Annotated in this window: 10 protein-coding genes and 2 riboswitches; of the genes, 3 read left to right on the top strand and 7 right to left on the bottom strand. The window is 49.1% G+C overall.

Going from position 1 to position 13877, the window contains the following annotated elements:
* Positions 1–324 precede the first annotated feature (324 nt).
* Positions 325–1158 carry a VanW family protein gene (locus L971_RS14255; protein ID WP_047376430.1) on the top strand — a complete coding sequence of 278 codons (834 nt, stop codon included), beginning with the start codon at positions 325–327 and terminating at the stop codon, positions 1156–1158.
* 21 nt (positions 1159–1179) lie between these two features.
* Here L971_RS14255 and L971_RS14250 read toward each other — a convergent pair whose 3' ends face one another.
* The 6 genes from L971_RS14250 to L971_RS14225 form a co-directional block, all read right to left on the bottom strand.
* Positions 1180–2538 (bottom strand): NCS2 family permease, encoded by a 1359-nt coding sequence (locus L971_RS14250; protein ID WP_034798727.1) that lies wholly within the window; start codon positions 2536–2538, stop codon positions 1180–1182.
* 86 nt (positions 2539–2624) lie between these two features.
* Positions 2625–2726, bottom strand: a riboswitch (purine riboswitch).
* Between the two features lie 130 nt (positions 2727–2856).
* A complete protein-coding gene (guaA, locus tag L971_RS14245; protein ID WP_047376428.1) occupies positions 2857–4392 on the bottom strand; it encodes a glutamine-hydrolyzing GMP synthase in 1536 nt (511 codons plus the stop codon).
* Positions 4393–4491: 99 nt separating this feature from the next.
* Positions 4492–4591, bottom strand: a riboswitch (purine riboswitch).
* Between the two features lie 41 nt (positions 4592–4632).
* A complete protein-coding gene (locus L971_RS14240) occupies positions 4633–6726 on the bottom strand; it encodes a transglutaminase domain-containing protein (protein WP_047376426.1) in 2094 nt (697 codons plus the stop codon).
* Positions 6723–7790 (bottom strand): DUF58 domain-containing protein, encoded by a 1068-nt coding sequence (locus L971_RS14235; protein WP_047376424.1) that lies wholly within the window; start codon positions 7788–7790, stop codon positions 6723–6725. Before L971_RS14235 ends, L971_RS14240 begins: the two co-directional genes overlap by 4 nt.
* Complete coding sequence (locus L971_RS14230) at positions 7787–8740, bottom strand: MoxR family ATPase (RefSeq protein WP_024372554.1); 954 nt, start codon at positions 8738–8740, stop codon at positions 7787–7789. Before L971_RS14230 ends, L971_RS14235 begins: the two co-directional genes overlap by 4 nt.
* Positions 8741–8914: 174 nt before the next feature.
* Complete coding sequence (locus L971_RS14225) at positions 8915–9520, bottom strand: flavin reductase family protein (RefSeq protein ID WP_024371975.1); 606 nt, start codon at positions 9518–9520, stop codon at positions 8915–8917.
* A 263-nt stretch (positions 9521–9783) separates the two neighbouring features.
* Here L971_RS14225 and L971_RS14220 point away from each other — a divergent pair, with 263 nt between their 5' ends.
* Complete coding sequence (locus L971_RS14220; RefSeq protein WP_047376422.1) at positions 9784–11622, top strand: ATP-binding protein; 1839 nt, start codon at positions 9784–9786, stop codon at positions 11620–11622.
* A 200-nt stretch (positions 11623–11822) separates the two neighbouring features.
* Positions 11823–12143 carry a hypothetical protein gene (locus tag L971_RS14215; protein ID WP_156111542.1) on the top strand — a complete coding sequence of 107 codons (321 nt, stop codon included), beginning with the start codon at positions 11823–11825 and terminating at the stop codon, positions 12141–12143.
* Positions 12144–12207: 64 nt separating this feature from the next.
* On the opposite strand, the gene L971_RS14210 is transcribed toward L971_RS14215, so the two are convergent.
* Positions 12208–13470 carry a tetratricopeptide repeat protein gene (locus L971_RS14210; protein ID WP_047376417.1) on the bottom strand — a complete coding sequence of 421 codons (1263 nt, stop codon included), beginning with the start codon at positions 13468–13470 and terminating at the stop codon, positions 12208–12210.
* Positions 13471–13877: the final 407 nt, after the last annotated feature.

Raw genomic sequence — 13877 nt, 5'->3', positions numbered from 1 at the left:
TGCGCTTCAATCAAAACTTGTAAAACTTATTTTTGCCTCATCGTTCAGTTTTCAAAGTTCGTCTGCCGCTCTTGGCGACTAAATGATAATAACATTTATCACTATTGAGTGTCAACAACTTTTCTCACGTTTCCGTGAGCATCGCTGGCAACAGAGATAACTATAGCATCTACCCGAACCGCATGGCAAGCATTATTCTAAAAAAACTTTAAATTATTTTTCACTCCGTCTTCCTTACGGTTTAAATAGAAAGAAGGGAAAAATTACCTATAGGTTGAATACCGTTATTACTTACTTCAATCCAATTAAAAAGGTGGATCACATATGCAGCAACTACAACCTAAACGCCGTTCCGCTCTACGCATCTTTGCCGGTACTCAAGTCTACACAGTGAAACGGCGTCTCGCCTGGCTATTCGACGGAAGACGTTATGCGTCAAAACAAAACACGTCCCCGCTCCCTTATTTGGTCCACACTCATCGCACGCCACTGTATCGCAAATTACGAGACGTCGACTTGGAGATGCAACAAAACAAAGTTAAGAACCTCAACCTTGCGATTCAACGTTTGAACGGGTCTATCATCTCCCCGGGCGAGGTACTGTCTTATTGGAAGAAAATCGGGCGACCGACAAAACGAAAAGGCTATGTAGATGGTATGGTTTTGCATTATGGGAAAGTGACGAGCGGGATCGGGGGCGGACTCTGTCAACTGTCTAACTTAATTTACTGGATCACTCTTCACAGCCCCCTCACCGTCACTGAACGCTATCGCCATAGTTACGACGTCTTCCCAGATTCAAGACGCGACCAGCCGTTCGGAAGCGGTGCGACTTGCTCATACAACTATCTCGACTTACAAATCACGAATCAAACCGACCATTCTTATCAGTTACTTCTATATATAGAAGGAGATGATCTCGTCGGAGAATGGCGATCGGACACACCGAACGTCGTCACATACAAAATCTACGAAGAAAACCACCATTTCACGAAAGAATGGTGGGGCGGGACGATTCGACATAATCAAATTTTCCGCGAGGTCAATTCTCTTGACGGTATCCTCCTCCGCAACGAATTCGTCACAGAAAACCATGCGCTCACCATGTACAACCCTTTCCTTCCGGAGAATACAGCCTACAAAAAAAACGACTCGTAATGAGCCGTTTTTTTATGCCGTTTATGCGTGCGGCAAGAACATGAAGTACGCAAGGAAGATGACGAGCATACCGTACATGATCGGATGGATCTCTTTCGTCTTCCCTTTCGCCATCATCATGAGCGGATAAAGAATGAAGCCCAAGCCGATTCCCGTTGCAATCGAGGAAGTGAGCGGCATCATAAGGATCGTCATGAATGCTGGAATTGCGATTTCGAGCTTCTTCCAATCGATATCAAGCAGTGCCGAGGCCATCAACACACCAACGATGATGAGTGCCGGTGCCGTCACAGGCGCTGTTACGACTGCAAGTAACGGTGAGAAGAAGAGCGCGAGACCAAAGAAGAGCCCTGCAAAGATCGCCGTAAGACCCGAGCGACCACCAGCCGCAACACCTGCCGATGACTCGACGTAAGACGTCGCCGTCGATGTGCCGAAGATTGCACCCGCCACCGTCGCTGTCGAGTCAGCCATAAGCGCTTTGCTCGCACGAGGTACTTTGTTGTCTTTCATAATCCCTGCTTGACGAGCGACTGCGACGAGCGTACCAGCCGTATCGAAGAAATCAATGAAGAAGAACGTCAAGATGACAACGAGCATTTGAATCGTGAAGATCTCACCAAAATTGATGAACGCTTGGCCGAACGTCGAAGACATGCTCGGCGGCATCGAGACAACATCCGAGATGGCCGTCGGTGTCGGAACAAGGTTGAAGATCATCCCAACGATTGCCGTCAAGAGCATCCCGATGAAAATCCCACCTTTAATGTTACGGACCATTAAAAGCGCTGTGACAACAAGACCAAACACAGCCAAGAGTGTCGTCCCTGTGCCGAGTGCACCGAGTCCGACGACTGTCGCTTCATTTGAGACGACGATTCCTGCGTTCTTAAGCCCGATGAAAGCGATGAAGAAACCGATACCGGCCGCGACCGCCATTTTGAGCGGTGCGGGAATCGCATTGACGATTGTTTCACGGATGCCTGAGAGCGTCAAAACGATGAAGAAGAGCCCTGAGACGAGGACACCCGAGAGCGCCGTCTGCCATGGGATGCCCATCCCGATGACGACACTGTATGCGAAGAATGCGTTCAATCCCATTCCCGGTGCGATGGCGATCGGGTAGTTCGCGAATAAACCCATCATCACAGATCCGACTAAGGCGACAAGGCCGGTCGCGACAAAGATGGCACCTGTGTCCATACCCGCTGCCCCGAGAATGTTCGGGTTAACGAACAAAATGTACGCCATGGCGAGGAATGTCGTGAATCCTGCGACGAGCTCGGTTTTCACGTTCGTCCCAAGTTCGTTCAATTGGAAGTAACGCTCAATCCGGCCTTCTGGTTGTTGCTGTGGTTCTTGCTTGAGCTGTGTGCTCATTGATTTTCCTCCTTGGCTCGCCGTAAACGAGAAAAGGTCCCCGGCAAATGACCGAGGACCCCACGCGAAACATAAAGGGACAGACGTCCCCATCTATGTCTCGCCGTAGTGAAATCATTTAAGGTGATTTCGTAGAGACTCTCGGGCCATATTCCCGACATTATACGGCAAAATTATTTTGAATTGTTCGGATATAATAAGAACGTTTTTATCTTATCAGCGTCATTCGTGCATGTCAACACAAATAACGGATTTTATCGTTTTATTAACCCTTAATGTTCGTCTTTTGAGATTGCGCAGCAGTTTCCCACGCTAAAATTACTCCCACTCGATCGTCGCTGGTGGCTTCGACGTGATGTCGTACAGCACCCGGTTGACGTGACTGACTTCATTGACGATCCGAACCGAGATCTTTTCGAGCACGTCCCAAGGGATGCGGGCCCAATCCGACGTCATCCCGTCGATCGAGGTGACGGCACGGACGCCGACTGCATAGTCATACGTGCGCTCATCCCCCATGACGCCGACTGAGCGGATTGGTGTGAGAACAGTGAAGTATTGCCAAATATCGCGTTCGAGTCCGGCTTTTTTCACTTCTTCACGGAGAATCGCATCCGATTCACGGACGATTTCGAGCTTCTCTTCTGTGATTTCACCGAGGACACGGATCCCAAGACCTGGACCCGGGAACGGCTGACGCCAGACGATGTAATCCGGGAGACCGAGCTCGGTTCCGAGTTCACGCACTTCATCTTTAAAGAGCGTGTTGAGTGGCTCGATCAACGTAAAGTTCATATCTTCCGGAAGGCCGCCGACGTTATGGTGCGACTTGATCGTCTGCGCCGTGTCTGTTCCACTCTCGATAATGTCCGTGTACAGTGTTCCTTGGGCTAGGAAGTCCATGTCGACAAGTTTAGACGCTTCTTCGTCAAACACGTAGATGAACTCGTTGCCGATGATTTTCCGCTTTTGTTCTGGATCAGAAACACCTGCGAGCTTCGCCATGAAGCGGTCGCGCGCGTCGATTTTAATGACTTTCATGTTGAAGCCGTCAGCGAACGTCTTCATGACACTGTCCGCCTCGTTTTTGCGGAGCAAACCGTGGTCGACGAACATACATGTCAACTGATCGCCAATCGCGCGATGAACGAGCGCCGCGACGACCGATGAGTCGACACCGCCAGACAAGGCACAAAGCACTTGCTTGTTCCCGACGATCTCACGAATCTTCTCGACTTCGATATCGATGAAGTTTTCCATCGACCATTCCCCTTTAGCGCCACATACTTCATAGATGAAGTTCTTCAAAATATCGTTTCCGTATTCCGAATGGCGGACTTCCGGGTGGTATTGAACACCGTACATTTTAAGGTCATCGTTTTTAATCGACGCTACCGGGCAAGACGGGTTCGTTCCGTCAACGACAAATCCTTCTGGCGCTTCCATGACGAGGTCGCCGTGGCTCATCCAGACGGTATGCTCTACTGGGAGGCCTGTGTAGAGTGCTGACGCTTCCGGCGTCGAGAACAATGTCGCTTTTCCGTATTCGCGATGTGCCGCACGTTCGACACGCCCGCCGAAGTGATGTGTCATGAGCTGCATTCCGTAACAAATCCCGAAAATCGGAATGCCGAGCTCGAAGATTTCCGGGTCACAGCTGTAAGCGCCTTCCGCATAAACACTGTTTGGGCCGCCCGAGAAAATGATGCCGGCCGGAGCGAGCTCCCGAATTTCTGCAGCAGTCATCTTGTGTGAATGAAGCTCACTGTATACACCGAGGTCACGTACTCGGCGTGTGATCAACTGGTTGTACTGTCCTCCAAAGTCGAGCACCAAAATCATCTCTTGTTCCATCTTCACAAAACCTCCACCTTTCTGCCTTCTGCTCAAAAAAAGGACGAGCCTCTCCCACGGATTCACCAAACCGAAGAAGAAGCACGCCCAATTCTTTGTATACGAAACGTGCTCCTTCATAGTCGGTCCATTACGGTGGTCCGGTAGAGACTCTCGCGCCAATTCACGAGTATATACGAAGGAATGCATTGTTCAATTATCTAACTAATGCGTCTATCTTACTGTATGCGCCTTGTCACTTCAACTCATAATTCGGCGAATCATGATTTTCCAATATTCTTTATATTTCGAATTCGGCGGCTGATCCGCATAAATGGTTTGCTCAAACAGTCGGGTCAACCGAGTCATGTCTTCGGTTTCATAGTACGCATCGACTTCTTTCGCCAGTTCGGACGGGGTCCGGCCGTCGACTTTGAACCCGGCCGCGCGTAACCGCTTCACGAGATAGCGGTGCATGCCGACGAGACTCGACTCACTGAGGGGGCGACGCATCCACCATTGCAACATGAGTGCCCGTTCGATCGCTTTACGGTTCCAGACGAGGAAAGCGACACCGACCACGATGAGCACCCAGCCCCAAACCGGCATGTTGCGCGCTTGTTCCGGTAGTTCTCCTGTGGCGACATCGTCGATCGCAATATCTTCTTGCGGACGGTTCGTCGGTTCATTATCATCAGACGATTGCGGGTCGTTCGACACCGGGTCAGAACCAGCATCGGACTCTGTCTCGATTTGAAGCAAGTTCGCCTCGGAGAAGCTGATCGTCGCTTCGAGCGGAACCCAACCCGCCCCTTCCACGAAATACTCAATCCATGAATGGGCGTGGCGATTACGGACGGTATGCTCTGTCTGTCCTTGAATCACGCCTCGGGCATCACCCATCGTGAATCCTTTGACCCAACGAGTCGGGACACCGTTCGCGCGGAGCAAGACAGCAGCCGAAGTCGAGAAGTTATCACAATAACCGAGCTGTGTGTCGAACAAAAATTGGTCGACGTAATCCGTGTCGCCTTCCGGGAGCGCCACCTCTTCCGTGTTGTACTCAAAGTCGCCAGACCGGAAGTAGGCTTGAACGGCTTGCGCCTGTTCGTAAGGCGTCTCACTGTCTGCCGTGATCTCAGCGGCCAAGTCCCGGACCCGCTCCGGAAGAGTGTCTGGCAGTTGCAAATACGCCTGTTGCTCTTCATCCGTCAACGTCGTCACCGGTTCGTTCAAGTTCAGCTGGTCTTCCGTGAATGACGGCACGCTGTAGCGCAACTGAATCGTCCGTGGGGTCGCCTGGTTCTCGTTGTCGAACACGATCTTCCCCGAAGGCCGGATATGGATCGTCTCGTTCGGGAACGTCTCTTCGATACTTCCGACTCGGAACTCGGTCCCGTTCTCCGTCTCGGCCGCTTGCGGGTACTCGCCACCGTACGGCACGAACGTCTGTCGGCGGTCGAACCGGAGAAGCGCTTGCTCCGGCGTCGTGTCGACGTCTTGGTCGACAAGTTGGCCTCGGTTATACTCCGAATCAAGCACCGGAGACTCGACCCAGCCTTTTCCGGTATAAATCTCTTTTGCTTCGATGCGCCAATACCGGGCCGGCACACCGCGCGCGATGAAGACGATCCCGTCGTCTTGTTCAAACGGTCCACCGAGCTGTTCATCATTCACACCGTACCCGACACGTCCGGTACTCGATTGCCCTTCATTCACGGCATTTTGAAAACTTGTCGTAATCCGATCCGACCAATCGCCGTCAAGCGTCGGGGAGATACTCGCCAACACAAGAATGACCGTGGTGAGCAATGCGATACTGACGTAACGGACGAGTGACTTGCTCGGCCGTTTCGCCAAATCCGTGACGAATAATAGGAACAACGAGGCAAGAATCGCGAGTACGATTTGGCTTTCCCCGTCATAAAGTGTCCACGTATCAAAGTACGCCATCAATCCAAGCGTCGAGACGACCATCCCTAGCACAAATCCATAGCTCGGGTACGTCCGGCCGACGAGAATGGCGAACAAGACACCGATGAGCGCCATCGCCGAAAAGAAGATGGCTTCTTCCGGCAATCCCCCACTCAAGACACCACTCAAATCTTCGAGCCAAATCCCGAACCAATCGAGCAGACTGCCATGATAGACGTACAAGACGGCCAAAAAGTTAAAGACGACGACGCCGATCAGGCCGTACCAAGGCAAAAGACTCGCAAACATCGGGACGAGTAATAAGAAGTAGAACGGCCACGTCACGTCGAACGTCGTGCTACCGACAATCGGCTCGACCCAAAACGACAACAAATAGGCGGCGAGCGCCGTGTAAACGATCCGTTTGATCCATGCGGTCATGTCGTCACCTCGTTTGCTGTATAGAGGTGGTAGCTACCTTGTGTCTCATGCATGAGTTCGCGCACCCATTTCGTTTCGAACGGACTAATCAAGATGAGGTTACCCGATTGTTGCGGCAAATTCCGTTTTACGCGTTCGACGAGACGCCCTTCCGCTTCCGGCGTCGCTGTCAACAAGTAATGACCGACGTCGGCGCTTTGGTCCGGCAGGTGGAACAAGCGAACTTGCTCTTCAATCACATAAAGTTCAAACGGCAAGTTCTTTCGTTCGAGCTGTCGGATCGCCCCGACGAGGAGCGACAGCGAGCGTTCGAACGCTTCTTCGTGACCGGCAGATGCGGACGGGACGAAAACAAGGGATAGTTTTTTCTCTTGTTCTTGGTCGAACGTCTTCGTCATCAAGTTGCCGCGGCGTGCCGATGCTTTCCAGTCGATGCGGCCGATGCGGTCGCCGGCCGCATATTCGCGCACCCCGCTCGTCGTGTTCGCGACTTCCGTGTACGTCCGTGTCCGACGATACTGTTCGCCCCTCCCCCCGACTTGCTCATCTCTCGGCAAATCGAAAGGCAGTTCGGCCGGCGATACTTCGACGACCGTCTCAAGACGGAGCGTTCTCATCCGGTCGAACAATCCGAACACGTCGCGGACGTGCAACCGCGTTCGATCAAATACGTGGATGCCGCGTTTGATCTGTTCGATCTCATAGTGGACCGTCTCTTTCCGGCGAAAAAAGCGGTCGACCGGCGTGACGATCGGTTCGGTCATATGAGCCAGATTTTCAGGTGGTGTCTCTTCAAGTGTGACGACCCCAACGAGAAACGGATACTTCCGCTCGATTTGAAGCTCGACATCCATCGTTTGTCCGGAAACGAGACGTTTCGTCGTGACACGGCGCGACACGTTCGCAGCTGTGACCGGATAGACCATGAAGAGCGTCCAATACACGGCCAAGACAAGGAACGACCACCAAAGTGTCGAAGCGACGATACTTCCCTCGATTCGCGCGAACGAGTAGAGCCCGAATGCCGCCGCCCAGACAACGAACAGCTTCATCCAGTTTTTCATACTTCTTTGACCTCACGATCCATCGGAACCGGAAGTTCGTCGAGCCATCCTTTCACGAGCTGGTCTGCCGTCCGGCCTTTGTAACGGGCTTCTGCCGTCAGCAAGATCCGATGCCCGAGCACGCTCGTCGCGAGCGCCTTGACGTCGTCCGGCAAAACAAAATCGCGGCCGTGAATATACGCCCACGCTTGGGAAGCCTTCATAAGGGCAAGTGTCGCCCTCGGGCTGCCACCGAGATACGTGTTCGCATCTTTGCGTGTCTCATGGATCAAGCGGACGATATACTGTTTGACAGCGCTCGAGACGTGGACTTGTTTCACCTCGCGTTGCATCAGTTCGACTTCCTGCTTCGTCACGACGCTCTGTAGCGTTTCGAGAGGCTCTGCATTCTCAAAACGTGTCAAAAGCGCCACTTCTTCATTAAACGATGGATACCCCATCTCAATTTTCAGTAGGAAACGGTCAAGTTGCGCTTCAGGGAGCGGATACGTCCCTTCGTGCTCAATCGGATTTTGGGTCGCCATGACGAAGAACGGAGACGGTAATATCTTCACTTCGCCGTCAACCGTCACACTTCGTTCCGCCATCGCTTCAAGCAACGCCGACTGAGTTTTCGGGGACGTCCGATTGATTTCATCCGCTAACACGATATTGCCCATGAGCGGGCCCGGTCGGTATTCAAACTCTTTCGTCTTCTGGTTATACATCGAGATGCCCGTCAAATCGGAAGGCAACATGTCCGGCGTGAACTGGACACGTTTGAATTCGAGGTCGATGGCGCGACTGAACGTACGGACGAGCATCGTTTTCCCGACGCCCGGTACATCTTCTAACAACACGTGTCCGCCCGCAAGTAACGCGGTCAAACTTTTGGCGATGACGTCTTCTTTTCCGACGATCACCGTCTCGATGGCATGAATAATAGATTGAACAGCTGGACGATAGGACATGGCCGACTCCCCTTTTTTTCTCTTGTTCGCTACAGTAATATAATTGAATGTTCTGACTTTATTGTGACACATTCATACGACCGATTGAAAGAAATACACCACGTGAATGGGCTATTCCTTCTTTACCCGAAAAAAGGCGCCCTGCCTCGTAATCTGGCGGACGCATAACTATTTTTACTTTGGTCGTTCGATTTCAAACCTCTCGCCGAGCTTGGCATAGAAATTTCCCGCGAGCCGACTAACTGGCGCCAGTTGCCCCGCATCAATTCGGCCGGCTTGGTAAAGTTGTGGCTCGATGTGAAAACGGACAACGCGGGCAATCAATAAATCGGCCGTGACGACCCCTTCATGCTCAATCGGGACGTGATGGTGCAAGACGCATTCCATCCGGATTTTCGCTTCATTCACACCTGGCGTTTGAATCACGTCGCTTTGAGCGAGTGTGAACGTCGTGCGTTTCAGCTCACTTTCGTCCGGCCCGAGCGACGCCGCCGTTTCATTGACGAGCGTGACGTTCGATTCATCGACGATATGGATGACGAGCTCTTCCGTCGCGACAGCATTGCGCGCCGTGTCTTTCATCACGCCGTTCTTTCGTTGAACCGAGACGGAAACGAGCGGCGGATGTGAGGCGACGATATTGAAATAGCTAAACGGGGCCGCATTCACAATCTCGCCATTTCGAGTCGTGACGAAGGCGATCGGTCGTGGAATGACACTGCCGATCAAGAATTTATACGTATCTCGTTCGGTCAAAGCAAGTGGATCGATGGAAAGCATAATAGCACCTCATTTCTAGTTTTCTCATCTTTACGCTAGTCCTCGTCCCTCGTTTCTGTCAAACGAAAGCACATCGGAATGTGTAGCTTTTTAAAATACGGGGTATATCGCTCTAGATATGCGAATTTTAAAGAAAGAAATGTGGAATGCGCATCCGATGAGCAGTTCGGTTTTCATTGAAGGAAACCTTTTGTATGATTTCGAGTATTAAGATGAATAGTTTGGAGATGGTTTTTGGGATAAGGAAGGAAGTAGAGCGTATTATGGGCAAGTGGATTGAACAATTGAACAGTCGTCAAATCCTCGGTATCCTTTACGGTGTTTGCGCAATGAGCCTCGTCTTGACAGCGATCGGCGCTTGGTTCGTTCGGGATGGGTTGGTCTCGTCGAGTGAGCTGTCGACACTCCGCTGGATTTGGATGATCGGGTTAGTCATGTTTATTAGCGCCATTTTATTGATAGGGCGTCCCCTCATCAAGCGGATGGCCGCACAGAACGAGAACATGCGGGCGAAGCACGATGAGTTGGAGCACGTGCTCGAAGCGTCGAAACAGAATGAGACGAAACTCCAATATCGGAACGAGTTGATCGAAGTATTGGCCTCGAAAGAGTCACTATTTGATTACTCATCGGTCATTGAAAAAATTGCGCTGCTCACGGAAGCTGAATTCGGTGCGCTCCTTCTCATCAAAGATGGGGAAATCAGCTCGGTCGTCCCGAAAGAGATGACCGAGGAACAACAAGAGAGCTTGAAGACGAAGTCACTCCTATTGAAGCGCGTCATGATCTCAAAGTTGCCGGCTGAAACCTCTAAAAAAGTGGCCGAAGATTTGCATGAGTTTCCGTATTATATATATGAAACGGTTATCCCCATCATGGACCCATCCGATGACCAGATGATCGGATGCTTGTATCTCGCCCGTTACGATGAACAGTTCGACGCAAGCGAGAAGTCAGAGTTGAACGCTTTCGCGAGCCAGCTCGCCATTTCATTATTACGGATGCAGCTATACCGTCAAATGCAACAAGACCGTAAAGAGACGGCCCAATTGATCAACTCGGTGCGAGAAGCGATTCTTTATTTGAACTATGAAGAAGAATCCATTGTCGGCAACCGCGCTTTCATTCGTATGTTCAACGATCTTCCATTCAATTACTGTGGCTACGAAGAACTCGCCGACGTTGAGATCGATGTGGAGCAACTCGCCGAACGGGTCGACCAACGCGAACAGTTCATCCGTTACGTCGAGCACGTCTTCGACCGCAAACCACCTGAAGATGGGCTGTTCATCTCACTGGATCAAGGGGATTGCTTCATTCAAGTGTATGCCGAAAGCATCTACCGTGACGGGAAGTTACATGGCACGATGCTCGTCTTGCGTGACGTGACGGCCGAAACCGAAATCGACCGGATGAAGTCCGAGCTCGTATCGACCGTATCACACGAATTGCGGACACCACTATCCTCGATTTACGGATTCACGGAATTAATGCTCGAACGTGATTTGAAAGAAAGTCGTCGTGAGCTTTATTTGAAAACAATTCACGATGAAGCGAAGCGTTTGTCGTTCCTCGTCAGCGACTTCCTCGACCTACAGAAGATGGAGGCCGGGAAGCAGACGTTCGAATGGGAACAGGTTGATTTGTATGAACTCGCCCGCGATAGCATCACGTTCTATCAAGAGACGACGGATCATCATCACATCCACCTCGATGCCGATTCGACGCAAGACTTCACGATTGAAGCAGACCTTGAAGGCATGCGACAGTTGCTCAGCAACTTGCTCAGTAACGCTGTGAAGTATTCACCAGACGGCGGCAACGTACTCGTATCGCTTGAACGGCTCGAAGACCAAGTCGTCATGAAAGTCCGCGACAACGGCATCGGGATTCCTTCTTCCGCCCTTCCAAACTTGTTCGGCAAGTTTTATCGCGTCGACAATTCGGACAGACGAAAAATCGGCGGTACCGGGCTCGGGCTCGCCATCTGTAAAGAAATCGCAAAAGCCCATGAAGGGCATTTGCATGTGGAATCTGTGTACGGCGAAGGCAGTACATTCATCTGTGAATTGCCAACTTCAAAAGAAGTCGTCCATCAATGAACACGGCCGGGGTTCCCGGCCGTGTTTTTTCAACCAATTTTGCTTTTTAGAAGGATTGTTTTGACATAATCTAGAAAAAGACAAACACTAGCCTACGAAGTGTCAACTCGGCGCGACCTATGAGATTATTGTCCTACGCCGACACGAGAAAAACAGCTATACTAAACAGGAAGAGAACGACACGATTGGAGGTCATGAAGTTGGATCATCGCGACCCACCGACATTTTCAGAACTAGGTGATTTTAAACAATGGGGACGTTTTGACGTGACGGTCCCACTGCACGGCGGACAAGCCGAGCTTCAAAAAGCTGTGACGACGGTCCGCAAGCACATCCCGCTCCGTCTTGGCGGCTTCTATATCATCGCGAGCGAGGATGGGATTCTTCATAGCGGCTCCCACGATTCAAACTTGCAGAAACATATCATCCACCTCCTTCAACAAGTACAAAATGGCCACGTTGAGATTGAAGCGCTCCAAAACGAGCCCTATTGGACGGTCCACTACTTCACCACACCTTGAGAGACGATTCGGGCGTCTCTTTTTTTGTGCGCAAAAAAACGCCTCCTATATTTGTAAGAAGCGTTTAATCCCATAAAGACATGATGTTAATTGCCTTTTCATAATATTCTGTTGATAATTTATACTTGCCATTTTTCCGCAACTCTCGCGCTAACCAAAGGGCATATTTGTTCGTGTATAGATATTCATCGTAAGATTCGAAATATCGAACCGCTCTTTTCAAGCTTTCTACTAATTTTTCCTGATTATAATCCTTGTAGTAGTTTTTATACACATCAAAATGCTGCATAAAAATTTTCAAGTCTTCTCTGTCACCTATTAATTCGTCACCTTTTTGTAGCCATTCTAAGACTCCTTTTCGGTCCCCATGATCAGAGTAAACTTCTATTAATGATAAAACACTGAACAACTTACTACTGACTTCTACCTTATATTCAAAACTTTCAATGAAGAACTCTAATGCTTTCTCTTTTTCGCCTAATAAAGAGTATATATCACCCATATTATTATAGAGCATGCCATAGTAATTCTTTAAATCAGTAGCACTCACTATTTTCACAGCTTTTTCATAGAATGTTAATGCGTCTGTATACCGTTTGCGACGTTTATAAGAAAGTCCAATAATCAAGTGACTTTCAACGATTCGTTCTACATAAAAATGTTCTTGAAAGTATGAAAGAGCATATCGAACGTTTTCGATTGCTTGCAAAAAATCAGTGAATTTGTAGTACAGCCCACCCATTATATACCTAATATCCGCCATTTCCCAATCTGGAATATGGGACTGAGGCAATCCTTCATTTAATTGTTCAAGTAGTTTTATAGAATCCTCTCTTTCATTTTGATGAAACATTTGAAGGCTTCTCATCATGATATACCTAAGCTTATTATCGAAGTCTAATTGATCCTCAATCCATCCAATCTCATTTAGATACTTATCATTCCCGCCGGGCATCATACCGAATCGAGCTAAAGTCATTAAGAGCGTAATATATAGCTCCTTAGATTGTGTGACCACTGGATTTGAAAGATATTTTTCAACATCTTTTTGTCCTCCAGCATCTTTTCTTGTTAAAATAGCGTGTTTTAAAATTTCTCTTATTTCATTTTTCACTTTGTCAACTTGCTCGCTGAGATCAAAATAAAGTGGAACTTCGATTTCTAACCTTTCAAAAATCAATTCTAGAACTTCTTCACTAGGCGAAGTTTGGTTATTCTCAATTTTACTCAAATATGATATCGAACAGATACCACGTGCTAATACTGATTGTTTTATACCACGTCGCATTCTCTCTACTTTAATTAGGTTCCCGTAGTTATATTCCATCTTCACAAATAGCTCCTTCGCCCTAATTTTTAATGATTTTTACGTATATCCTTGTTCTTTTAATACTAATCTAGGAAAACGAGTCAAAAATCCTTGAATATTCTACTATTTCATACGCCGATTTTCCCAACCGATAACAGTTCGATGGTCATGCGAGACATGATAAGATTTAACTAATCAAAGAACATTATTAAAGTTTTAATAGGTAAAATGATTCAAATACATTTTTTAAAAGGGATTTATATTCATGGAGGTGAATACATCAAATGGGTAAATTAAACTTTCTTTTAGCAGAAGATTACATCAAACCGAAAATTTATTTCCATTGATGAATTATAAAATTAAGTGCAACACCTGAACGTGAACGCAAAAAAAGCCCACAGCGATGGCCTCGTTTAGAATGAAGT

Source organism: Exiguobacterium sp. ZOR0005, from assembly GCF_000798975.1.
GTDB classification, from domain to species: domain Bacteria; phylum Bacillota; class Bacilli; order Exiguobacteriales; family Exiguobacteriaceae; genus Exiguobacterium; species Exiguobacterium aurantiacum.
Note: the sequence above shows the minus strand (reverse complement) of the source record. Positions and strands in the feature narration are given on the sequence as shown.